The organism is Pseudomonas sp. CFBP 5748, assembly GCF_053850495.1.
The window spans coordinates 34,881-55,695 of record NZ_JBSPTN010000022.1; the positions used below are offsets into that span (position 1 = coordinate 34,881).

The following is a 20,815-nucleotide window of genomic DNA, read 5'->3' on the forward strand; positions in this document are numbered from 1 at the left end:
CCAGACAGCTCAAACCTGCGGGATATGCCTGCGGATATGAAAAAACCCGCCGAAGCGGGTTTTTTGTGAATCAGCGCACAATCAGAGTTCGTAAATCAGAGCTCGGAGAAGCACTCTTCGATGATTGCCAGGCCTTTGTCCAGTTGCTCGTCCGGCGAGGTCAGCGGCACCAGCACCCGTAGAACGTTACCGTAGGTGCCGCAGGACAGCAGGATCAAGCCCTTGTCGCGCGCCTTGGCCACGATCTGAGCCACCGCTGCGGCGTTCGGCTTGTGGGAGTCGCCGTCTTCGAACAGCTCCACCGCAATCATCGCGCCCAGAGCTCGGACTTCACCGATCACCGGGTACTTCTTCTGGATGGCCTTGAGGCCGGTAACCAGACGCTCCCCCACCGCCTTGCAGCGGTCCAGCAGGTGCTCTTCCTCGAAGACTTCCATCACCGCCAGGGCAGCCGCGCAAGCAATCGGGCTGCCGGCGTAGGTGCCGCCCAGGCCACCCGGCGCGATGGCATCCATGTACTCGGCCTTGCCGCAAACACCAGCCAACGGGAAGCCGCCGGCAATGGATTTGGCGAAGGTGGTCAGGTCGGCGGCAACGCCCATCTGCTCCATGGCGAAGAAGGTGCCGGTACGACCGGCGCCGGTCTGCACTTCGTCAGCGATCAAGAGGATGCCGTGCTGGTCGCACAGCGCGCGCAGGCGCTTCATGAATTCTTTGGGCGCCACATAGAAACCACCCTCGCCCTGCACTGGCTCGATGATGATTGCGGCGATGTCACGGGGCTCGGCGTCGTTCTTGAAAATGCGCTCGATGCTGGCGATGGAATCGTCGATGCTCACGCCGTGCAGTTCGTTCGGGTACAGGGCGCGGAAGATACCGCCAGGCATCAGACCCATGCCGGCCGAGTACGGCACGACTTTACCGGTCAGGCCCAGGGTCATCATGGTACGACCGTGGTAAGCGCCGGTGAAGGCAATCACACCGGCACGGCCCGTGGCGGCGCGAGCGATTTTCACGGCGTTTTCCACCGCTTCGGAACCGGTGGTCACCAGCAGGGTTTTCTTGGCGAAATCACCCGGCACCTTGGCGTTGATTTTTTCGCACAGCTCCACGTACGGCTCGTAGGCCAGGACCTGGAAGCAGGTGTGGGTCAGCTTGTTCAGTTGTGCGGTCACGGCAGCGATGATTTTCGGGTGCAGGTGGCCGGTGTTCAGCACAGCGATGCCGCCAGCGAAGTCGATGAATTCACGGCCTTCGACATCGGTTACCGTGGCGTTCTTCGCCGATTCAGCGAAGATCGGGTGAATCTGGCCGACGCCACGGGGAACAGCAGCGGTACGGCGGGCCATCAAGTCAGCGTTAGTCTTGCTCATTACAGTCCTCATTCGCCGCTCATCGGTCGGCGTGGTTCAAGGAATACATGGCCGGGAGGCAACTGCGACAGCATGTGATGATCGACTGCCGCAGCGTTCCGGCCACAAGAAACAGAACGGGTGAAACACGCAAAGGGACAGCGCTCTCGTGCCCTTTGCGCTTGAAGCGGATCAGATACCCAGGCAGAGGTATTTGATTTCCAGGTAGTCCTCGATGCCGTACTTGGAGCCTTCACGGCCCAGGCCCGAGGCCTTGATGCCGCCAAACGGCGCGACTTCGTTGGAGATCAAACCGGTGTTGACGCCGACCATGCCGTATTCCAGGGCTTCAGCCACACGGAACACACGGCCCAGGTCACGGGCATAGAAGTACGAGGCCAGGCCGAACTCGGTGTCGTTGGACATCGCGATCACTTCGGCTTCGTCTTTGAAGCGGAACAGCGGCGCCAGCGGGCCGAAGGTTTCTTCCTTCGCCACGGCGGCGTTCGATGGCACGTTGGTGAGGATGGTCGGCTCGAAGAAGTTGCCTTCCATCGCCTTGCCGCCCGACAGCACGGTCGCGCCTTTGCTGACCGCATCGGCAATGTGCTCTTGCACCTTGGCAACCGCTTTGCCATCGATCAACGGGCCGGTAGTGGTGCCGTCTTCCAGACCGTTGCCGATCTTGAGCTTGGCCACCGCCACTTTCAGTTTCTCAGCGAACGCGTCGTACACCGAATCCTGGATGTACAGGCGGTTGGCGCAGACGCAGGTCTGGCCGTTGTTGCGGTACTTGGAAATGATCGCGCCTTCGACGGCCTTATCCAGGTCCGCATCGTCGAACACAATGAACGGCGCGTTGCCGCCCAGTTCCAGGGAGACTTTCTTGATGTCCTTGGCGCATTCGGCCATCAGCTGGCGACCGATCTCAGTCGAGCCGGTGAACGACAGCTTGCGCACGATCGGGTTACTGGTCAGCTCGCCGCCGATGTCGCCGGCACTGCCAGTGACCACGCTCAGCACGCCTTGCGGGATGCCCGCACGGTGCGCCAGCTCAACCAGGGCCAGGGCCGAGAACGGCGTCTGCGAAGCCGGTTTGATGACCATGGTGCAACCGGCGGCCAGGGCCGGGCCGGCCTTGCGGGTGATCATCGCGGCCGGGAAGTTCCATGGGGTAATGGCAGCGGTCACGCCGATTGGCTGCTTGATCACGATCAGGCGCTTGTCGGGCTGGTGGCCGGGAATTACATCACCGTAGATGCGCTTGGCTTCTTCGGCGAACCATTCGATGAACGACGCTGCGTAGACGATTTCGCCCTTGGCTTCGGCCAGTGGCTTGCCTTGTTCCAGGGTCATCAGGCGACCGAGGTCGTCCTGGTTCTCGATCAGCAATTCGTACCAGCGGCGCAGCTTGTTCGCGCGCTCCTTGGCCGTCAGCGCACGCCAGGCCGGCAGCGCCTTGTCGGCGGCTTCAATCGCCCGACGGGTTTCGGCGGCGCCCATCTTCGGCACAGTGCCCAGCACTTCGCCCGTTGCCGGGTTGGTGACCTTGATTGTCTGACCATTGTCCGCATCGACCCAAGCGCCATCGATAAAGGCTTGTTGGCGGAACAACAGGGTGTCTTTAAGCTGCATGTCGACTTTCCTTAACAGCACCGCGCACGCGCGGAGCGAATTAGATTTGTAGAAAGGCGCCTCAGGGGCTGCCGTCAGGGAAATCATCCACCGGGCTGAAGCACAGAAATATCGCACATAAGCACAGACGTGCGGTTCAGCACCCAGACAAGAGCGTTTGAAATCTCAAACGAATCCTAGGGCCGATGGGGGTGAAGGACAATAGGCTGTTCGAAAAAAAGAACGAAAAATACGAATTTGTCCGTTTTTTCTGATCAGCGTAGCCAACACCCAGCGAGCGGCCCAAAAACGCAGGCGATTCAGCAGCATGGACGCCCGCCATGCATATGAGTATCATGGCGCCCGCGTCGCACCAGTAGCTCAGCTGGATAGAGTACTGCCCTCCGAAGGCAGGGGTCGTGGGTTCGAATCCCGCCTGGTGCACCATTTGCAGAATCAAAAGCCCCAGGTCGCAAGACCTGGGGCTTTTTTGTGGGCGCTGTCTCACTCAACGCTTTTGCAACGCCTCCAACCGCGCCGGCAAATCCTCCTTGGGGAAACGCTTATGCAGCGCCAGCAGCTTCTCATCAGCGGCCTTGGCATCACCCGCCTGGCGCAACCGCAGGATTTCCAGTAGTTCCTGCTCCAACGATGGCAGGGCAACGGGCGCGCTTTTGCTCATTTTCGCCGCGGGCTTTTGCGCAAGGGCCTGGTCAGTGCTTTCCGGGGCTCGGGCCAGTTCGCCCTGGGGCGCCATACGGGCTATCGGTGCGGGAGCGGGCATGGCCGGCGGCGGTGCAGCGGCAACGGCGGGTTCTTGCCGATCGGCGGAAAACTCCATCGAGGCGGGTGAGGCCAGCTCGTCGTGGGACACGGGTGAACGCACTACCAGACCAATCATCAGCGCCACACCGGCGACCGTGGCGAATGCCATTTGCCAACGCGGCCGTTGGCAGGCTTGCAGCCAGCGCGTCCACAAGCTTGGGACGGGCGTTGGCGCTTCGCGATGGGCGGCAGCCAGGATGAAAGCGTCCAGGGACGCGGGCGGTTCGCCGCTGGCGTGTTGGCGGAAATGCTCGATGAGCATTTCGTCGTCGGGATCCGGGGTGTGTTTGGTATCAATCATGCGGGTACCTCCTCGGCCAGCAGTCGATGCAACTTCTGCTGGGCGTAACGCAAGCGGCTTTTGACCGTTTCCAACGGGACGCCGGTCAAGGCGGCGATCTGCGGTAGCTCCAGGTCGCCGTGCAGGCGCAGCAGGAAGACCTCCCGCTGATCCTCGGGCAAGGCCTGCAACGCGGCCTCGAGACGAGCCTGGTCGCGGCTAAGGCTCAACTGTTGCTCAGGGCTGCTGGTGTCGTCGGGCTGGACGTGAAGCTGCTCGTCGTAACTGTCGTGCAACGGGTTGTGGACCCCGTGTTTGCGCCAGTGATCGATCAAGCGGTTGCGGGCAATCTGGAACAGCCAGGTGCGAAAACTCGCCCGGCCTTGTGGCTGGGTAGCGCTGCGGATCAGGCTGAGCCAGGTCTCCTGAAACACTTCTTCAGCCAGTTCGGCTTTGTTGCTCAAGGACACGAGGAACCGGTAAAGCCCCAGTCGATGGCGTGCGTACAGGACCTCAAAAGAAGCCCCGTCGCCGTCGCGGTAGCGGGCCAGCAGCGATTCATCGCTGGGAGGATCAAGCGGAGCGGGCATGGGGGTGGCGAACTCCTTTCGGTGTTGAACACGGTCCTGCGGATTGCGGATGACTCTGTGGGAGCCGGACTTGCCCGCGAAGGCGGCGTGTCAGACCGCACTTCCTTGCCTGACAGGCCGCCTTCGCGGGCGAGCCAGCTCCCACAGTTGATCCCGTTGTGTTCAGAATCACTGTTTGACCGTGGGTTTCAGGCTCTGCGCCAGCTCGACCAATTGCACAAATTCGGCACGCAAACCAAACGGGTCATCACCTCGGGCGGAGCGAGCCAATTGTGCGGTGTCCTTCAAGCTCATTGCTCCAGTGTAACGCCCATCACCCTTGAGCTGCTGGGCGAAAGCAGCCACGGCGGCGGCGAAGCGCAAGTCATCGCTGGCCTTGGCATCGTTTGGAGCGCTGGCGATGGGATGCTCGATCAATCGGCTGCTACCACCTTCTGCAGGCTTGTAGCGTACGCGCAACATCGCCAACTCTCCTGACTTGCCGTCCGGCTTAGGCGTATTGGCATAACGCAACGGTTCCAACCAGCCCTGCTCACCTTTCGGAACAACTTCATACAACGCGGTCACCGTGTGCCCGGCGCCAATCTCACCCGCATCGACCTTATCGTTGTTGAAATCCTCACGCTTGAGCGCGCGGTTCTCATAACCCAGCAGGCGATATTCGCTGACCTGGGCAGGGTTGAACTCCACCTGCAACTTCACATCCCGCGCCACCACCGCCAGAGTCGAGCTGAGTTGGTCCACCAGCACCTTGCGCGCTTCGAGCAGGTTGTCGATGTAGGCGTAGTTGCCATCACCGGCGTCGGCCAGTTGCTCCATCAGGTGTTCATTGTAGTTATCCACACCAAAGCCCAGCGTCGTCAGGGATACACCGCTTTTACGCTGATCCACGGCCATCTGCTTGAGGCTGTCGAAATCGCTGACACCCACGTTGAAGTCGCCATCGGTGGCCAGCAGGATGCGATTGATGCCCTTGTCGATAAAGCTCTCCCGAGCCATTTGATAAGCCAGTTCGATACCCGACGCCCCTGCGGTAGAACCCCCGGCATCGAGTTGATCAATGGCGTTGCGGATCTTCACCTTATCGCGGCCCGAAGTGGGCTTGAGCACCACCCGGGACTCGCCGGCATACACCACCAGCGACACCCGGTCCTGGTCACGCAATTGATCCACCAGCAGCTTCAGGGTGCTCTTGACCAGCGGCAGGCCTTCGCGACGGTCCATGGAACCGGAAACGTCCACCAGGAATACCAGGTTGGCCGGCGCTAGGTCCGCCACGGCGCGGTCACTCGCCTTGATGCCAATGCGCAGCAAGCGGGCGTGCGGGTTCCATGGCGACGGGGCCACTTCGGTGGTCACGCCAAAGGGCGAGCCATCGGTGGGCAGCGCGTAGTGGTAAGGGAAGTAGTTGACCATTTCCTCCAATCGCACGGCACCTTCGGGCGGCAGGCTGCCTTGATTGAGCAAACGTCGCACATTGGCATAGCTGCCGGTATCGACATCCACGCTAAAGGTCGAGACCGGCGTTTCAGCCACGCTGTGAATCGGGTTGTCCGGCAGTTTTTCGTACTGCTCACGCGGCTCGTCACGGTAACCCGCGGCGACGGCATCGTTCGCCACCCTTGGGGCGGGCATCAATGTCGGCTTGGCCATGCGCTTGACCGCCGACGAGTGCATTTCGACGATCTCGCCTTGCGGTACAACGCTGGGCGCTACGGCGACCGGTTCGGCCGACTTGGCAGCCTCGCGGGACGAAGACAACCCACAACCGGCCAACGCCACCAGCAAAGTCACGGCGAAGCCCTGGGCAGCAGGACGCATAAAGGGAAGTGGACGGGACATGGGCTGAACCTCGTGAATGAATGATCCGTTCACAGGGTCAGACGCAAGACTCACTCGGTTCGGGTTAACAACCAAGAAATTTTTTTGATGCGCTGAAAAGACAGGACTGGCCACCCCAAAGTGGCCAGGCCGTTACCGTGATTGGAGCAATCGTCAGCACGTTGCAGCAGGCATTGCTAGCGGGACGGAATGCCCTGCAGATCGTCGGCGATGAAGCGGCTCAACTGGCCGGTGTAATAGTCTTCGACATCGGAATTTCCTCTGTTCGTCAGGGCGCCCGCCATGCCTCTCATGACCTCGAGTTGCCCGATCGTACCACCTGGCATCAGCCCCTTGCGGGCTTGGGCGAAGTGCAACACTTCGACACCCGTCTTCTTCACCTTGACCTCATAATTGAAATCGACACTGGCCAGATACGTACCATCGGCAACGATCTTGCTCATGAAGCCACCTTGGGTGTCTTGAATCCGGCGCGCATAGACGGCGTTGACGTCCAGCAGATAGTCAGCGGTTTCCTTGCTGGATGCATAGCGATTGCCGTCGAGCAGGCGGACGATCAGGTCGGTGTGCAACTGGTCTCGGACTTTTTCGTCGGGAAGAAAGCGTTCGTTTTTGCCTACGACTTCAACGTTGAACGTGTCGATCCAATAAGTGGCGGTCTCGGGGATCACCACCGGCGCAGGGGAAATGTAGTAATCGGGCTTGGAAGCGCAACCTGCCATAAGGCAGAGGGCCAGGAAGAGGGTAAAAACTCGCATGTTTGAATTCGTCCTTGAGATGCTGCGGCATAATGGCGGCTACATTCTACGGGGTTTGAACGCGCCCTCAAGTTGTTTGGCCTTAAGCAATGCGGTCTCGTCTTACTCAACCCCAATGTCCACCATCGTTTTCCCCGCACCATGCCCTTCGGCTACCTGGGCAAACCCCTCATTGACTTCCCCCAGGCCAAACCGGCGCTGTCCACCTTGATCCGCAGTTGTCCCGCCTCAACCAGAGCCGCCGCTTCCCGCAGGATCTGGCCATGATGCTCACGTCCTTTGCCGGTCAGCAGCGGCATCAAGGTGAATACCCCGGAATAACTCGCTCCTCGAAACAACGCGGCGCCGTGTTCAGCCAGGACCGGCGCCGCTCGGCACCAACCCGGGCCTTTGTGGACTTTCTTCGTGAGCGTCTTTGAAGGGCCGGATCAGGATTCACACGCCAACGAACGCTGCGAAGCCCTCGTATGCCGTCCTGGAAAATACGCCGCCGCCCCCACACCCACCGCCCCCATCACCACGCAATACCCCACGCACACCCACGGGCTCCACGGCACCAGCGCAATCAGCATCAACGGCGTCATGCTCGCCCACAAGGCGTAGGCGATGTTGTAGGTAAACGAGATGCCGGACACGCGGATTTTCGGCGGGAACAGGCTGACCATCACCGAAGGCACCGCGCCGACCACCCCGCAACCCAGGCCGGCCACGGCGTAGGCCAGGCCCAGCCAGGCGCCGCCGCTGATCAGGCTCGCATAGAGCACGGCGATGCCCACCGGCAGCAACAGGCTGTAGAGCATGACGGTACGCCAGGCGCCGATGCGGTCGACGATGAGGCCGGCCAGCACGCAACCGATGTTCAGGAAGACGATGCCCAGGCTGCTCAGGGCGAAGGTATGGCTGGGGGTCATGCCGAAGCTTTTTTGCATCACGGTCGGGGTGATGACCACAAACACCACCACGGCGGAGGTCAGCACGCAGGTGAGGATGGCGGCGGGCAGCAAAGCGTGCCGGTGGTCCCGCAGGACCGTGCGCAGCGGCAGTTCCGCCGCGCCGTCGCGATTGGCTTGCAGGGCCATGAAAATCGGCGTTTCGCTCAGCCAGCGGCGCAGCCAGACACCAATCACCCCGAAGACGCCGCCCAGCAGGAATGGGAAGCGCCAGGCGTAATCAAGAATTTCCGTCGGCGTATAGATTCGTGCCAGCGCTGTGGCGGTCAGGGCACCCAGCAAGTAGCCGAAGGTCAGGCCGGCCTGGAGGAAGCCGAGGGCGTAGCCGCGATGATGCAGCGGCGCATGTTCGGCCACGAACACCCAGGCACTGGGGACCTCCCCGCCCACCGCCGCGCCCTGCAGGATGCGCAACGCCAGCAACAGCAACGGGGCGAAATAGCCGATTTGCGCGTAAGTCGGCATGACGCCGATGAGCAGGCAGGGCAAGGCCATCATCAGGATGCTCAGGCTGAACACCCGCTTGCGTCCCAGGCGATCGGCAAAATGCGCCATGAGAATGCCGCCCAAGGGCCGAGCCAGGTAGCCAGTGGCGAAAATCCCGAAGCTTTGTAGCAAGCGCAACCAATCGGGCATTTCCGGCGGGAAGAACAACTGGCTGAGGGTCAGGGCGAAGAAGACGAAGATGATGAAATCGTAAATCTCCAGCGCGCCTCCCAAGGCCGCGAGGCCCAGGGTTTTGTAATCGGACCGACTGAATCGGTCGCCTGGCAGATGAGTGGTGGCAGTCATAGGCAGATTTGAAAAATGGAGTTGAGAGAGGGCGACAGCTCAGCCGTCGCGACCGTTGTCCACGGGCTCAGCCGGTGGTTGGCCTGGCTCGGCGTCTTCGGCCTTGTCAGCAGGCAGGAAATCCTTGCGGCTCTGGGCGATAGCCCGGCGTATCTCATCGCCCTTGGTGGGGCAGTTCAGGAGGCGGGCGATGCCGTCGGGTTTCTGCGTCATCGCCATCCTCCGGCATGAGTGAACAGGGGCTCGATAGTGCTCGCTTTTGGCGCGCGATGCCAATTTTGTGGTGGGAGGGTTGCTGTGCAACCCAACGGGAGCAAGCTCCCTCGCCACAGGGTGTAGACCATATCCCCAGTCTAAACAGGCGTTTTTGATGACTGGCTTAGCGGTGGTAGCGCCGCACGACGCTGCTGTTGCGCAGCACGTGGCCGTTGATCTTTTCCATCAATTGGGCGCGCGTAAGGCCGGCGGGCAACGCTTCAGGAGGCAGGTCCAAGGCGAAGAGCTGAATCAGGTAATGATGCGCGCTGTCGCCAATGGGCGGGCAAGGGCCGATATAGCCGCGCGTGTTCTTGCTGTTGATACCGCTCATGCCTTCCAGCGTCGGCTTGGTACCTGCACCCGTCGGAATCTGCCGTGTGGTGGCCTTGATACCGTAATGGACCCAGTGATCGACGCCCTGACCCCTTTGGCCGTCCGGGTCCAACATGACAATGGCGTAGCTGAGGGTGCCGGGCGGGCCGGCGTTCCAACTCAGGGCCGGGGAAATGTTCTTGCCACCACACGTGTTGGCGTCACTGGCCGCCGCTGCGGTGAAGAGGCGGTCGTCCGACACGCCGGGAATGCTGAGGGTGAAACGCTCCTCGGCCTGGACAGCGCCTTGTGCGCATAGCATCAGGGCGACGGCCGCCAGCCAGGGGGTGAGAGAGTTCAATCGGGTCATACCGGGCACCTTATGCGGATCAGGCCATGGACGGCTTGCGAACTATAGCCGCAGCACCCACCCGGTTGCAGTGACAATTATGATGAACTTCGCTCCACTTTCCCCGACAGCGCCACATGTGCCCCCAATCTGTCCAACAACCCCAATCCACTGTGGGAGCGAGCTTGCTCGCGATGGCGTCGGTTCAACCGGCATCTATGCTGGCTGACACTCCGCCATCGCGAGCAAGCTCGCTCCCACGATCGGCCGGCAGGTGAATCACCCGGGGGCGCTCCAGTGGAGCGAGAGGCGGCGGTTGCAACTCCGGGCTCAGCAGATGGAAATGCGCCACGACGTGGCTGATGTCGCCATCCTGATTGTTGTGGATGATCTTCGAACCAGGCTGGCGCAAGGTGTCCAGGCGCTCGTCGGTCAATTTGAAACTGTCGCTCAAGCCTTGATCGTCCACCACCGGTGCCGGCAACCGGCGCTGGGCAAAGCTGCGGCTTTTGCGCTGCTGATAACGTGCCCAAGTAATCAGGAGGACCGCGTTGACCAAGGCGATCCAGCCGTAGATCTGCAAGGTCCCCAGGGTGTCGAGCAGCGATCCCCCCAGATGCGCGCCTGCCTGACTGTCGAACAGCGGCCACAAGCCATTGACCAACAAATACACCAACCCAACCCACGCCAGCACAGTGAAGAGAACGTCAATGACCACCAGAAAAGGTCTTTGCCGGGTCCTGATAATTTTCATCGGATCACTTCCTCTTCTTCATCGTCTAACGGTTTGATGCCGCGATCCGGGCTGACCCAACGCGCACGCTGCTGGTGCTGGCCGAACAGCACCTTTGGAAAGCTCACCAGGGTGGTGAACAGGCTGATCAACCAGAACACCAACGGGTACCAGACCACCCAGAACATGATGTGCCACAGGCCTTTTTCGTAGCGGCGATCAATCAGGATGCTCACCGCGAACTGCAGCAGGCACACCACCGCCAGCAACAACCCGGTGAAGGCCGGCGGCATGAGGTGGTCGACCGCGATGGCCGCCGGCATTTCCACGAATTTGCCAGCGCCCCAGAAAATCACCGACAGCAGGAACGTGAACGCCCAACCGGTGGACAGGCAATATTCGAACAGTAACGGCCACAAGTAGCGGTGGCGGTATTGCCAGATGCCACGGATATTCTTGAACAGCACCTCGGCGCCGCCCTGGGCCCAGCGCAGCCGTTGCCGCCACAGGCCGCGCAGGGTTTCGGGCATGAGGATCCAGCACAGTGCGCGGGGTTCGTAGAAGATGCTCCAGTGGTCCAGTTGCAGCTTCCAACTGATGTCGATGTCTTCGGTGATCATGTCCGGGCTCCAGTAGCCGACCCGGTGCAGGGCGGTACGACGGAACGCGACGATCACCCCGGAAACGGTGAAGATCCGCCCGAAGACCCGCTGGGTGCGCTTGATCAGGCCGATGATCGAGGAGAACTCGCCGACCTGGACCCGGCCCACCAGGGTAGAACGGGTGCGGATGCGCGGGTTGCCGGTTACCGCGCCAAGGCGGGCGTTATCGAGCATCGGAGCTACCAGGTAGGCGCAGGTATTGGGCGCCAGCAACGCGTCACCATCGATGCACACCAGGTATTCACTGCGCGCCGCGATGGCCCCCATGCGCAGGGCCACGGCCTTGCCCTGGTTTTCCGCCAGGTGCAGCACGCGCAGGCGCGGGTCTTCAGCCGCCAGTTGGTCGAGCATCTGGGCGGTGTTGTCTTTTGAGCCGTCGTTGATGGCGATGACTTCGATGTTCGGGTAATGCTGGCCCAGCGCCGCGTGAATGGTGTCGGCGACGTTGTCGCCCTCGTTGAAGCACGGAATCAGGATGCTGATCAGCGGCTCGCCGGCCAAGGGCGGCGGCAGGGTGTCGTCCTTCCACGGCCAATGGCGCTCCCAGTGCAGCCAGAAATACAGGCCGCCAGCGATCCACAGCCCGGACATGAACAGCGGGTAAAAGAACACGAAGTCCATCAGGAATTGCCCAGTGACCAGGAAGATCAGGCCCAGGGGCACGCCAAGGACAATCGCCAGCACCAGCAGGGCGAGCAGTCTGTCGAACATGTCAAGGATTCCACTTGTTGGAGAGCGCCGGCCGCACGGCTTTCACCGCGGGCTGGTCTTCGATGAAGTTGTCCGGGTAGTAGCCGAAACTGGTCACGCCCTGGCGCTTGAGACGCCCCATCCAGTCAGCCAATTGTTCGCCGTCGATGTCGCGGGCCGGTTGGCTGTGCCAGTCGCGGGCCTGCAATTCGAACACCGTGCGCTTGAGGGCACCGGGGCGGGCCTTGACGGTGGCGACCAGGCGCTCAAGCCAGGGACCGGATTGCTGGAGGGTCTGGTTTTCCATCAACGGCATGGCCATCGGGGCCGTCCAGTTGTAGGCGCCGAGGAAGTCGTCCAGGTTCTGGGCGAACCAGGCTTCGCTTTCAGGATTGAGCATCGGCTCGGCAAAGATATTGCGCGCCGTTTGCACCTGCGGACCGCGAATCGCCCGGACCTTGGCGGTGAGTTCACGGGTAAAGTCGATCAGGTAGCGGCTCTTGAAGCGAGTCCAGCGTTGCATCGTCGCCGGGTCATCGCGCAAGGCGGCGATGGACGTCGGCAAGCCGTTGGCGGCATAGACTTTCAACGCGGCGGGGCCGGCATCTTCGAAGTCGGAGAACACCGCGTCGTCATGGTACAGGACGCCGTCAATCGAGCTCATCCGCGCCAGGTCTTCATAAACCTCACCGATGACCCGCCGTACGTTCGGGTCGAAGGGCGACAGACGTACATATTGATCCGGGGCGATGCCCGTCTTGCCGGTTTCCGGATCCCAGCGCTGTACGCGCGGCAGCTTCGAATCGAGGGCAAAACTGAGCACGGGCATCCAAGCGAAAACCTTGGTGTTGGCTCGGGTTTTCAACTGCCACGCGACTCGGTCAAACAGATCGGCCCGTACCGGCAAGTGACGGTTGGGGAAATACAGCGAGCGCACCAGGCCGTCGCCTTTCGGATCGGCGAACGCTTGCAGGAATACGGTATTGGCGCCCAGGTCGTAGATGCGCTGGACCAGTTTGCCGACGTTGGCCTCTTGCTGCACGGGGTCCGGGTCGTAGACGTAGTCCAGGTCGACATGGACCACCCGCAACGGGTCCATCGTCTGCACGCCGACGACGCTCTCGGCGAAGTGCGCACCATCCGGATCGGAGGCCACCAGAAAACGTGGGCCGCTCATCAGGTTATTGAGGCTGTCCAGGCCATCTTCCAGGGTCAGGGCCATTTGATAACCTTCGCTGCCGATCACCTGCAACGCGGTGCCATCGGCGGCACCGTAGGGCCAGACCCAAACCCGCGGACTGTAGCCGGCGACCTTGCGGATTTTCTCGGAAATGGCCACCACGTCCTTGCGCTGGCGAGCCTGGAAATCAGCTTCGCTTTCATAGCGACCGGTGGCGGGATCGTAGCGCCGGGTCGTCGCCGCCGGTTGCAGGTTGCCTTGCGGGTTGGCCAGTACACCTTTGTGATTGGCGTCGGTGTGGGCGGCGATTTCTACCAGGCCCGATTTCGAAACCTCGCGAATCTGCTCCCAGGTCAAAAACTCGGAACGCTTGCGCGGCACCCCGGCAAAATCCACCGGTTGGTTCAGCGGCGTATCGACCCAACTACCGACCGGCGCCAATATCGCCGGCCAGTTATAGGCGCGCAGAATCGGCATGACCCGGGTGTAGAAGCTCGAGTAACCGTCGTCGAAACTCAGCAGCACCGCACGCGGTGGCAGTTCCGGGCCGCCGTTGCGAGCGGTGATGATTTGGTCCACGGTGACCGGCTGATAGTTATTTTCCCGCAGCCACGCCAGCTGTTCGATCAAACGTTCGGTGCGCACAGCCACCAGCGCCTGGTCCGGGTCACGGTCCTCGACATCGTGGTAGGCAATACCGAGCACATGGTTCTTCGGCCACGGAGCATCGTTGGCCGCCAGCGGCCGTTGCGAAGGCGATGTGAACGCCGGGGCTTGCTGGGCACAAGCGCTGATCAGCAAGACCCCCAGCAGAAGGATGAATCGCGAAATGACGGGCATCTTCAAACTCTTCTAGAAGCGGTAAGTGAGGTCGACAAGCAGGCGCAGGTCGCTTTCGCGGTCGCCGTCGTAAGGGCGGTTGAGCCAGCTCAGTGCGGCGCCTGCCTCCAGCACGTCGTTCCAGATGAAACGCTGGCCGTAGCCGAGCAAACCCATGGCGCCGGTACTGTGGTCGCGCTGGCTGTAGGTACCGGCCCCCACTTGGAACTGCTGGCTCCAGGTGGTTTCGTAGCGGCGGTACAACACGTGGTTGGCGTTCACGGTCGGCATGACGGTGAAGTCCGACTTGGGATTGAAGTAAGGCACTTCGTTGGAACCGCTGTTACGGCTGGTCGCCACTTCCAGGCCCAACTCCACTTGCAGGCGCGGAGCGCTGTAGATGCCCTCGCGACCGGTAACCACGGCCTCGAGACGATTGTTGCCATCGCTGAAATGGGACGGGCTGACAGCCAGTCGCCACTCGCGACTTTCATTGGCACGCCAGCGAACAAAACCGCTGCCGCCATTGGCACGGATGCCGCTGTTGAGCGCCCGCAACGGGGTTTCGGCCGAGAGGTAATCCAGGCTACCGCCGTATTGCCAGTGGTCATTAATGTCTCGGGCCACGGCCAGGCGCGCGCCCTGTTTGTCACCGGAACCATACGAGTGGTTGGAGACCTCGGCTTCCAGAGTCATGTCACGGGTGCGGCGCTCGACACCAAGGCGCTGCCAACGGTGATGACCGGTGCCTTCCTCGAAATCGCCAGTGGCGTAGCCAGCGCCGCCGAACAGTCGCCAGTCTTCGTTAATGGGTGGGCTGTAGAGCAGCGTTTCAATGCCAAAATCCCGACTGCCAGTGACCGCGCCAGCGTCACCGCTGCCGCCGCCGTAGCTCTTGCCGGTATAGGCTTCGATGCGCAGTTCGGCCATGTCATGCACTTCGCGCTGGCGTTGCAGGCGTTTGACATGGGCGTTTTCCGGGTAGCGGGCGACCACGTCATCGACCAGAGCATCCATCTGCCGCCACTCCTGCAAATCCATGGCGGCACGGGCTTGGGCGACTTCCAGGCCACGGTCGCGCGGCGTCGTGGCTTCGACTTCCTTGAGCAGGCTTTCCGAACGACGCGGCCAGTCACGGGCCTGGTACAGATCGGCCTGGGCCAGGCGCAGGCCGATGTTGCCAGGGCCTTGATTGACCAGGGTGTCCAGGCGCGCTTCGGCGGAAGGCAGGTCGGCGCCGTATGTACCGGCCTGGGCGGCGAGTTGTTGGGCGTCCATCCACTCGTCGTTGGGGTTGCCGATCGGCAGGCCCTTGAGCTCGACGCGTGGTGGCTGGGCTTTTGCCAGGTCTTCGGCCAGCACACGGGCCTCTTCGGATTTTTCACTTTCCAGCAGCGCGTAGTAGAGCGCCGTGCTGTCTTCGAAGCGGTCCGCAGGATCAGCATCGGGCGCCGTCAATACCCGGCGGTACAGATCGACAGCGATCTCCGGCTCCCGCTGTTCCAAGTAGGAAGAGGCCACCCAGCGCAGGGCATAAGTTGGAATGCTCACGCCCTCGGCGATCAGCTTCTGGTACTCGGCAATCACTTCAGCGCGACGGGCGCGAGCGTTGAGGGCACCCAGGCGATCGATGCGCCAACGGAGCACGTCATCATGGGCCTCAGCCACTGGGCTCCAGGTGGTGAGTAGCTTGTCGTAATCGGCCAAGGCGCGGTCTGCAATGATGAAGCGTTCCGTTTCGCTGCGGCTCGCCATATCGGTCAGGCGTACCCGTTCGGCCGCCACGTCGCCTTCCAGCCGCCGACGCATTCCAGGGTCAATCAGCCCCGGCTGTAGACGCGCCAGGCGCAGGGCCGGCTCCGGCAATTGGGCACGTTGCAGGGCGATGACATATTCCCGCGCAACCTCGGGTTTGTTGCCGGCGCGGGTGAAAGCCTGGTCGTACTCGAACAGCGCCTCGTGGGGGCTGTTCGCACGGGTCAGGGCGTAGCCCAAGGCGAGTCGGCGCATTGGATCGTCAGGCTTGGCGGCGACCAAGGCCTTGGCGCGGCTGACGGCTTCATCGGGCTTGCCGGCATCCGCCTGGGTCAAGACCAAGCCAAGTTGCAAGTCGGGGTTGCGAGGGTCGATTGCCAGCGCCTGGCGATACAGCTCGGTAGCCGCATCCCAACGCTTGAGGTTGCGATAGGCGCGAGCCGTTGCGCTCAGCGCCTGAACCGGCAAGTCGCGATAGCGACCCTGGGTCTCATAGACTTGCACGACTTCGGCATCGAGCCCCGCCCAACTGGCGATCTGCAGATGGTCGCTGATCTGCGCGGCACTGGCCTGGCCGGCCGGCACCTGGCGCAACGCGGTCAGCGCAGGCGTGTAATGGCCTGCACGGGCGTCGATCACCATTTGGTCATAGGCAGTATCGGCAAACGCCAGCATCGGCCAACACAATTGGCTGCACAGCGCGACGCGAAACAACGGGCGCAAACCACGTTGAACAAAAGGACCCACAGTACGCGGCATTCGTCAGCATCCTTACATGGCCAGCCGGGTCGCAGTGCCCCCTTGCCCATCAAACAGGAAGCCGGATCAAAGGAATCCGGCCAAGCTTTAATGGGCCTAGTTTTGCACTCTCGGACAGGTCATTTTTCAGAACGCCACAATTCTTCAGAATCGAAACAGATTTCGGCGACGGGGTTGTCGATGGGCAAAAAAAAGGTTCTTCACGGAATCCCGGGAAACACAGAAACAAGAACGCCGATTTGATGGATGATGTTCGTGCGAGCAAACACATCTAAAAAACCGGCGTTCTTATGCGCAATATTAATACTTTCCTTCCTTTTTGGGAGGGCTTTTCTGTCGTTGCGATCAAACCTGACGGCGATGCCCTTCAAATCGATCTGATCCCCCAGGCCACGCGATTTCCCACCTGTGGTGGCAGCCAAAAGCTCTGTTCAACAACTCATGAGTACTGCGATCGAGTCGTGCGTGACTTGCCGATTCTCGGTCGCGCAGTCCGCCTCAACGTGCAGCTCAGGCGTGTTAGTTGCCGTGATTGTGGCAAGCGCATGGAGGTCGTCAGTTGGCTGGATCGCTATGCCCGCATGACGCGCCGGCTGGCAGAGGCCGTTATTCAAGCCTGCGAACGCCTTCCTACACTGCATGTTGCGCAAATGTTCGGGCTGCACTGGGACACCGTTCGGTTGCTGGAGCGGCGCGCTCTGCAAGCGGCGTTGAGTGCCTTACCCAAGGCCCAGCCACGGCGCCTGATAATGGACGAGTTCGCGTTATTCAAAGGTCATCGCTACGCCAGCGTGGTGTTGGACGCTGATACTCGGCGAGTGCTTTGGATCGGCGAAGGCCGTAGCCGAGCGGCAGTCAGACCGTTTTTCGAAGAGCTGGGGCCAGAAGGGTGCGCCCGAATTGAAGCGGTAGCGATGGACATGAACACGGCTTATGACCTGGAGGTTCGCCAACACTGCCCAAAAGCACGGGTGATTTATGACCTTTTCCATGTGGTCGCCAAATATGGCCGAGAAGTGATTGATCGTGTTCGCGTTGACGAGGCGAACCGATTGCGCCATGACAAGCCCGCTCGAAAGATCATAAAGCAAGCGCGATGGTTGCTATTGCGTAACCCGGAGAACCTGAAAAAGCCGGAACAGCAGGTTCATTTACAGGATCTGCTGGCCGCTAACCAATCGTTAATGACGGTCTACTTGATGAAGGCCGAGCTCAAAATGCTCTGGGCGCCGAGCGATGCCTGGGACTGGAGATCAGCCTGGAAGCAGTGGCTGCGTCATGCTCAAGAAAGCGAAATACCCGCACTGATCCAGTTCGCAAAGCGACTAAAGGGCTACTGGCGGGGCATCGTGAGCCGGGTACGCTGGCCAATGCACACTGGTCAGTTGGAAGGAATAAACAATCGAATAAAGGTCATCAAACGAATGGCGTACGGTTACCGGGACAGCGAATTCTTTTTCATGAAGATCAAGAGCGTCTTTCCCGGCAATCCGTGAAGAACCAAAAAAAAGCCCGGCCCGTGCGCAATGCACGGGTCGGGCTTTAGGCGTTACTTGAGCAGTTACTGAACGGCGACGCCGCCGCCAAGCTTGCTCATGACGAACGCGGTGAATTGCTCAACTGTCATCTTCTGGCCGTTGAAATCGACCTGATTGTTGGCGTAATGCAGTTTGGTCACCACATCGTTGCCTTCAAGTGTCGCCAGCTCTGTACCCACTGCCATGGCGCTGAACATATCGCTGGTGGCGGTGGCCTGATCGGCGATCAGTTTGGCGTCAGTCTGACCTTCCATCTGCGCCTGTACGGTCATCAGATCCACCAGCATCGGCTTGGACACTTTCAGGTTGAAATCCAGCAGGGCGAGCAACTGACGACCCAGCTCATCAGGTGGCAGATCCATCGATTGCGGCTTGGCCAAATCGACGACCAGGCTCGCACGGCTTTCACCGTTGGTGGTATTGAACGACAGGTTTTCCAGCGCCACTTGTGGACCGCCAGCCAGGAGTTTTTCCAGATCGGCCTTGACCTGGGCCTCTTCAGCCTCGGTCAGGTTCAACTCTGGAGCTGGTTCGCCAGCTGCCGCAGCTTCGGCAGCGGCTTTCTCGTAAGGCTGCAGTTTGGTCTGGTAAACCTGCATCAGCGACATCGTGGCAGGGATGTCCAGATTCTTCAGGCTGACTGCCATTTGTGCCGAACCGATGGTCTTATCGTTGAACGACAACTCACCGATCTTGTAATCAGCACGTCCCGAAGCGCTGGTGCCGTTCTCGGTGCTGTTGTTCTTCATCTCGAAGTTCTTCAGGCCCAGCACCGATTTTGGCTCACCAAAGGTGCTCTTGACGCTGCTCAGCAGCAGGGTGTTATCACCCATGTAGTAACCGTACGAGCTTTTGCTCAGGTTGCTGGCCAGCGTCAGGCCGTTCACCTCAACCTGCACCGGAGTCTGGTCTTCGGCGACGGTGGTCAGCTTGAAGCTGTCCATGTAACCGTCGGCCTTGATCTTCTGGGCCTGGGCACTGGCGGCCAAGTCGATTTTCAGACCGGAGAAGGTAAGCTGGGATTGCTCATCGAGCTTGGTATCCAACGGCAGCAACTCGTAGCTGCCATTGATGGACTTGTCGTAACCCAGGTTGACCACACCTTTGAGCGGCGATTTGTCCTTGGCGGCGGCAAACCACTTTTCAGTCAGCGGATTGCGCTCAAGCTCGCTGTGGCTCGTGGCCATGACCGGCAGCCATTTGAGCGTCACCAGACGCGAGAATGGCAGTGGGCCGTGCTCGATCCTGTCGACAAAGAGCAGCTCGATTGGCTCTGCGCCAAATATCTCGCCTTCGCCCTTGAGGCGATAATGAGCGGTGCTGCTGAAAGTCCCACGATCCAGGGAAACCAGCTCGATTGAAGAGGTGCTATTGGACCCGGCCAAGGCCGTTTGCATCTGTTTGTTGCTATCGGCAATAGTGGTTTGCAGCACTCCTTCGAGCTTCGTGCCGGTGTACCAGGCGCCACCTGCACTGACTGCACCGATAACCACAACGATTCCAAGAAGTACGCTTGCTGATTTATTCATGTGTGACCCGATCGATCCATGGTTGAAGAAAGCCGTCGTCTTCCCTGACACCGTAAAGGGTGTGGCTCGACGCCGTAAAGTGGAGGGAGATTACCATCAGGCACCCTAGCGGGCCCAATGTTTAAAGGGGGAAAAGAATATTCTTGCGAGGTGGTCTACGAATATTGGACTTCAATCTCGTCGAGTTGGTGGTCGAACGTCTTCAGCCGCGCCGTCCAGGTGTACACCAGCACTTCAAAATCGCGGTTGATCACCGTTGCACCTGATGAATCTGTGCGCGAATCGCAGAAGTCCAGTTGGTAACGCTCCCGGGCCATGGCATTGGCGACGTCGCAGAGCTCACGGGCGTTGTTGAGCCAATGCCAGCCGTCTTGGGTGACTTGCTTGTCCAAGGCTGCGCATTGGGTCTTGAGTGCTTCGAGGCTTTTTTCCAGCGGGGTACCGGTGAGCTCGCCCATGACTTCCTGGAACGTGCGGCCAGGCTGCCAGTAGCTGCCCCAGAAATAACGATCAAACACCGTTTCGACACGCCGCAGCGCGACCTTGGTGTCCCAGATCAGGACCAGCGTCTTGCCTTGCTCAAGGTGTTTTTTCTTGATGCGTTGGCCCTGAAGCGATGCCCAGGCCACGATTGCGATAGAGATCACGCCGATCAACGCAGCTGCGCTGTCCAGGAACAGTAGCGCCTTGTCGATCTGGTGGGTGAGCATGACGCCGTAGAAATAGGTGGCTGAAAGCAGCATCAACGCTGCAGTAGCGCACCAGAAGCCGGGAGCATAAGGGTTTTTCATTATTGGAATCCCCATGACCAGTGACGTCGCGGGCCGCTTATTCACCAGAGCCCGACTATCACAGCATAGCAACGGCCTCGGGGTTTGCCGGGCGTCGACAGCAATCAGATGCACCGATCCGATTACCGGCCCAAAACGACAAAACCCCTGTCTGCATCAGCAGACAGGGGTTCCGGGAATTCAATCTTGACGATGACCTACTCTCACATGGGGAAACCCCACACTACCATCGGCGATGCATCGTTTCACTGCTGAGTTCGGGATGGGATCAGGTGGTTCCAATGCTCTATGGTCGTCAAGAAATTCTGTGACCAGCCCGTTCAACAGCAACGAGCCAGTGAAAATCTATAACTTCTACTTAAAACAAAACCCCTACCTGCGTCAGCAGATAGGGGTTTCGGAATTTAATCTTGACGATGACCTACTCTCACATGGGG

At 60.4% G+C, this 20,815-nt stretch carries 17 protein-coding genes, 1 tRNA gene, 1 rRNA gene and 1 pseudogene; 3 read left to right on the top strand and 17 right to left on the bottom strand.

Annotation, left to right across the window (positions count from 1 at the left end; translation table 11 throughout):
* Positions 1–95 precede the first annotated feature (95 nt).
* Together gabT and gabD are read right to left on the bottom strand one after the other, a co-directional pair.
* Positions 96–1,373: a 4-aminobutyrate--2-oxoglutarate transaminase gene (gene gabT, locus ACWNZ1_RS29005; RefSeq protein ID WP_135843089.1), complete on the bottom strand. Its 1,278-nt coding sequence runs from the start codon at positions 1,371–1,373 to the stop codon at positions 96–98.
* A gap of 171 nt (positions 1,374–1,544) precedes the next feature.
* Positions 1,545–2,987 carry an NADP-dependent succinate-semialdehyde dehydrogenase gene (gene gabD / locus ACWNZ1_RS29010; RefSeq protein ID WP_135843088.1) on the bottom strand — a complete coding sequence of 481 codons (1,443 nt, stop codon included), beginning with the start codon at positions 2,985–2,987 and terminating at the stop codon, positions 1,545–1,547.
* Between the two features lie 349 nt (positions 2,988–3,336).
* Here gabD and ACWNZ1_RS29015 point away from each other — a divergent pair.
* Positions 3,337–3,413 (top strand) — tRNA-Arg (locus tag ACWNZ1_RS29015).
* A 61-nt stretch (positions 3,414–3,474) separates the two neighbouring features.
* Here the strand turns inward: ACWNZ1_RS29015 and ACWNZ1_RS29020 are convergent.
* The 5 genes and pseudogenes from ACWNZ1_RS29020 to ACWNZ1_RS29040 form a co-directional block, all read right to left on the bottom strand.
* Positions 3,475–4,092, bottom strand: a complete 618-nt coding sequence (locus tag ACWNZ1_RS29020; protein ID WP_135843087.1) for a hypothetical protein — start codon at positions 4,090–4,092, stop codon at positions 3,475–3,477.
* Positions 4,089–4,661 (bottom strand): RNA polymerase sigma factor, encoded by a 573-nt coding sequence (locus ACWNZ1_RS29025; protein WP_135843086.1) that lies wholly within the window; start codon positions 4,659–4,661, stop codon positions 4,089–4,091. Before ACWNZ1_RS29025 ends, ACWNZ1_RS29020 begins: the two co-directional genes overlap by 4 nt.
* A gap of 168 nt (positions 4,662–4,829) precedes the next feature.
* On the bottom strand, positions 4,830–6,503 hold the full coding sequence (locus tag ACWNZ1_RS29030; RefSeq protein WP_256454018.1) for a vWA domain-containing protein: 1,674 nt from the start codon (positions 6,501–6,503) through the stop codon (positions 4,830–4,832).
* 176 nt (positions 6,504–6,679) lie between these two features.
* Entirely contained in the window at positions 6,680–7,261 is a 582-nt protein-coding gene (locus ACWNZ1_RS29035) for a hypothetical protein (protein WP_135843084.1), read from the bottom strand.
* A 102-nt stretch (positions 7,262–7,363) separates the two neighbouring features.
* A pseudogene (locus ACWNZ1_RS29040) lies at positions 7,364–7,596 on the bottom strand (zinc-binding dehydrogenase); the annotation flags it as partial.
* Here ACWNZ1_RS29040 and ACWNZ1_RS29045 point away from each other — a divergent pair.
* On the top strand, positions 7,525–7,680 hold the full coding sequence (locus ACWNZ1_RS29045) for a hypothetical protein (protein ID WP_456028027.1): 156 nt from the start codon (positions 7,525–7,527) through the stop codon (positions 7,678–7,680). The pseudogene ACWNZ1_RS29040 and the gene ACWNZ1_RS29045 overlap by 72 nt on opposite strands.
* A gap of 9 nt (positions 7,681–7,689) precedes the next feature.
* Here ACWNZ1_RS29045 and ACWNZ1_RS29050 read toward each other — a convergent pair whose 3' ends face one another.
* The 7 genes from ACWNZ1_RS29050 to pgaA all read right to left on the bottom strand — a co-directional run bounded on the left by ACWNZ1_RS29050 (position 7,690) and on the right by pgaA (position 16,520).
* Positions 7,690–9,003 carry an MFS transporter gene (locus ACWNZ1_RS29050; protein WP_135843083.1) on the bottom strand — a complete coding sequence of 438 codons (1,314 nt, stop codon included), beginning with the start codon at positions 9,001–9,003 and terminating at the stop codon, positions 7,690–7,692.
* 39 nt (positions 9,004–9,042) lie between these two features.
* Entirely contained in the window at positions 9,043–9,216 is a 174-nt protein-coding gene (locus ACWNZ1_RS29055) for a hypothetical protein (RefSeq protein WP_456028025.1), read from the bottom strand.
* Positions 9,217–9,382: 166 nt separating this feature from the next.
* Positions 9,383–9,943, bottom strand: a complete 561-nt coding sequence (locus tag ACWNZ1_RS29060; protein WP_135843082.1) for a YbhB/YbcL family Raf kinase inhibitor-like protein — start codon at positions 9,941–9,943, stop codon at positions 9,383–9,385.
* Between the two features lie 184 nt (positions 9,944–10,127).
* Positions 10,128–10,676, bottom strand: a complete 549-nt coding sequence (pgaD, locus tag ACWNZ1_RS29065; RefSeq protein WP_456028026.1) for a poly-beta-1,6-N-acetyl-D-glucosamine biosynthesis protein PgaD — start codon at positions 10,674–10,676, stop codon at positions 10,128–10,130.
* Positions 10,673–12,028, bottom strand: coding sequence for a poly-beta-1,6-N-acetyl-D-glucosamine synthase (gene pgaC / locus ACWNZ1_RS29070; protein ID WP_135843080.1), 1,356 nt, complete (start codon positions 12,026–12,028; stop codon positions 10,673–10,675). Before pgaC ends, pgaD begins: the two co-directional genes overlap by 4 nt.
* A 1-nt stretch (position 12,029) precedes the next feature.
* Positions 12,030–14,027, bottom strand: a complete 1,998-nt coding sequence (gene pgaB / locus ACWNZ1_RS29075) for a poly-beta-1,6-N-acetyl-D-glucosamine N-deacetylase PgaB (RefSeq protein ID WP_256454015.1) — start codon at positions 14,025–14,027, stop codon at positions 12,030–12,032.
* Positions 14,028–14,039: 12 nt separating this feature from the next.
* Entirely contained in the window at positions 14,040–16,520 is a 2,481-nt protein-coding gene (gene pgaA, locus ACWNZ1_RS29080) for a poly-beta-1,6 N-acetyl-D-glucosamine export porin PgaA (RefSeq protein ID WP_265072566.1), read from the bottom strand.
* 290 nt (positions 16,521–16,810) lie between these two features.
* Here pgaA and ACWNZ1_RS29085 point away from each other — a divergent pair, with 290 nt between their 5' ends.
* Positions 16,811–18,016, top strand: coding sequence for an ISL3 family transposase (locus ACWNZ1_RS29085; RefSeq protein ID WP_256453422.1), 1,206 nt, complete (start codon positions 16,811–16,813; stop codon positions 18,014–18,016).
* Between the two features lie 65 nt (positions 18,017–18,081).
* Here the strand turns inward: ACWNZ1_RS29085 and ACWNZ1_RS29090 are convergent, their stop codons facing one another.
* The 3 genes from ACWNZ1_RS29090 to rrf form a co-directional block, all read right to left on the bottom strand.
* Positions 18,082–19,587 (bottom strand): YdgA family protein, encoded by a 1,506-nt coding sequence (locus ACWNZ1_RS29090; RefSeq protein WP_135843077.1) that lies wholly within the window; start codon positions 19,585–19,587, stop codon positions 18,082–18,084.
* A 155-nt stretch (positions 19,588–19,742) separates the two neighbouring features.
* The gene (locus tag ACWNZ1_RS29095) at positions 19,743–20,378 is read right to left on the bottom strand and encodes an NADH:ubiquinone oxidoreductase subunit N (protein WP_256454012.1); all 636 of its coding nucleotides are present in this window, start codon (positions 20,376–20,378) and stop codon (positions 19,743–19,745) included.
* Positions 20,379–20,562: 184 nt separating this feature from the next.
* A 5S ribosomal RNA gene (gene rrf / locus ACWNZ1_RS29100) occupies positions 20,563–20,678 on the bottom strand.
* Between the last annotated feature and the right edge of the window lie 137 nt (positions 20,679–20,815).

What these genes read in the sequence shown, in the direction of transcription:
- pgaD (WP_456028026.1), bottom strand. Translation starts at nt 10,676, where the DNA reads ATGAAAATTATCAGGACCCGGCAAAGACCTTTTCTGGTGGTCATTGAC.
- pgaC (WP_135843080.1), bottom strand. Translation starts at nt 12,028, where the DNA reads ATGTTCGACAGACTGCTCGCCCTGCTGGTGCTGGCGATTGTCCTTGGC.
- gabD (WP_135843088.1), bottom strand. Translation starts at nt 2,987, where the DNA reads ATGCAGCTTAAAGACACCCTGTTGTTCCGCCAACAAGCCTTTATCGAT.
- ACWNZ1_RS29085 (WP_256453422.1), top strand. Translation starts at nt 16,811, where the DNA reads ATGCGCAATATTAATACTTTCCTTCCTTTTTGGGAGGGCTTTTCTGTC.
- ACWNZ1_RS29020 (WP_135843087.1), bottom strand. Translation starts at nt 4,092, where the DNA reads ATGATTGATACCAAACACACCCCGGATCCCGACGACGAAATGCTCATC.
- pgaB (WP_256454015.1), bottom strand. Translation starts at nt 14,027, where the DNA reads ATGCCCGTCATTTCGCGATTCATCCTTCTGCTGGGGGTCTTGCTGATC.
- ACWNZ1_RS29030 (WP_256454018.1), bottom strand. Translation starts at nt 6,503, where the DNA reads ATGTCCCGTCCACTTCCCTTTATGCGTCCTGCTGCCCAGGGCTTCGCC.
- ACWNZ1_RS29055 (WP_456028025.1), bottom strand. Translation starts at nt 9,216, where the DNA reads ATGACGCAGAAACCCGACGGCATCGCCCGCCTCCTGAACTGCCCCACC.
- ACWNZ1_RS29035 (WP_135843084.1), bottom strand. Translation starts at nt 7,261, where the DNA reads ATGCGAGTTTTTACCCTCTTCCTGGCCCTCTGCCTTATGGCAGGTTGC.
- ACWNZ1_RS29025 (WP_135843086.1), bottom strand. Translation starts at nt 4,661, where the DNA reads ATGCCCGCTCCGCTTGATCCTCCCAGCGATGAATCGCTGCTGGCCCGC.
- pgaA (WP_265072566.1), bottom strand. Translation starts at nt 16,520, where the DNA reads ATGCCGCGTACTGTGGGTCCTTTTGTTCAACGTGGTTTGCGCCCGTTG.
- gabT (WP_135843089.1), bottom strand. Translation starts at nt 1,373, where the DNA reads ATGAGCAAGACTAACGCTGACTTGATGGCCCGCCGTACCGCTGCTGTT.
- ACWNZ1_RS29060 (WP_135843082.1), bottom strand. Translation starts at nt 9,943, where the DNA reads ATGACCCGATTGAACTCTCTCACCCCCTGGCTGGCGGCCGTCGCCCTG.
- ACWNZ1_RS29050 (WP_135843083.1), bottom strand. Translation starts at nt 9,003, where the DNA reads ATGACTGCCACCACTCATCTGCCAGGCGACCGATTCAGTCGGTCCGAT.
- ACWNZ1_RS29045 (WP_456028027.1), top strand. Translation starts at nt 7,525, where the DNA reads ATGATGCTCACGTCCTTTGCCGGTCAGCAGCGGCATCAAGGTGAATAC.
- ACWNZ1_RS29095 (WP_256454012.1), bottom strand. Translation starts at nt 20,378, where the DNA reads ATGAAAAACCCTTATGCTCCCGGCTTCTGGTGCGCTACTGCAGCGTTG.
- ACWNZ1_RS29090 (WP_135843077.1), bottom strand. Translation starts at nt 19,587, where the DNA reads ATGAATAAATCAGCAAGCGTACTTCTTGGAATCGTTGTGGTTATCGGT.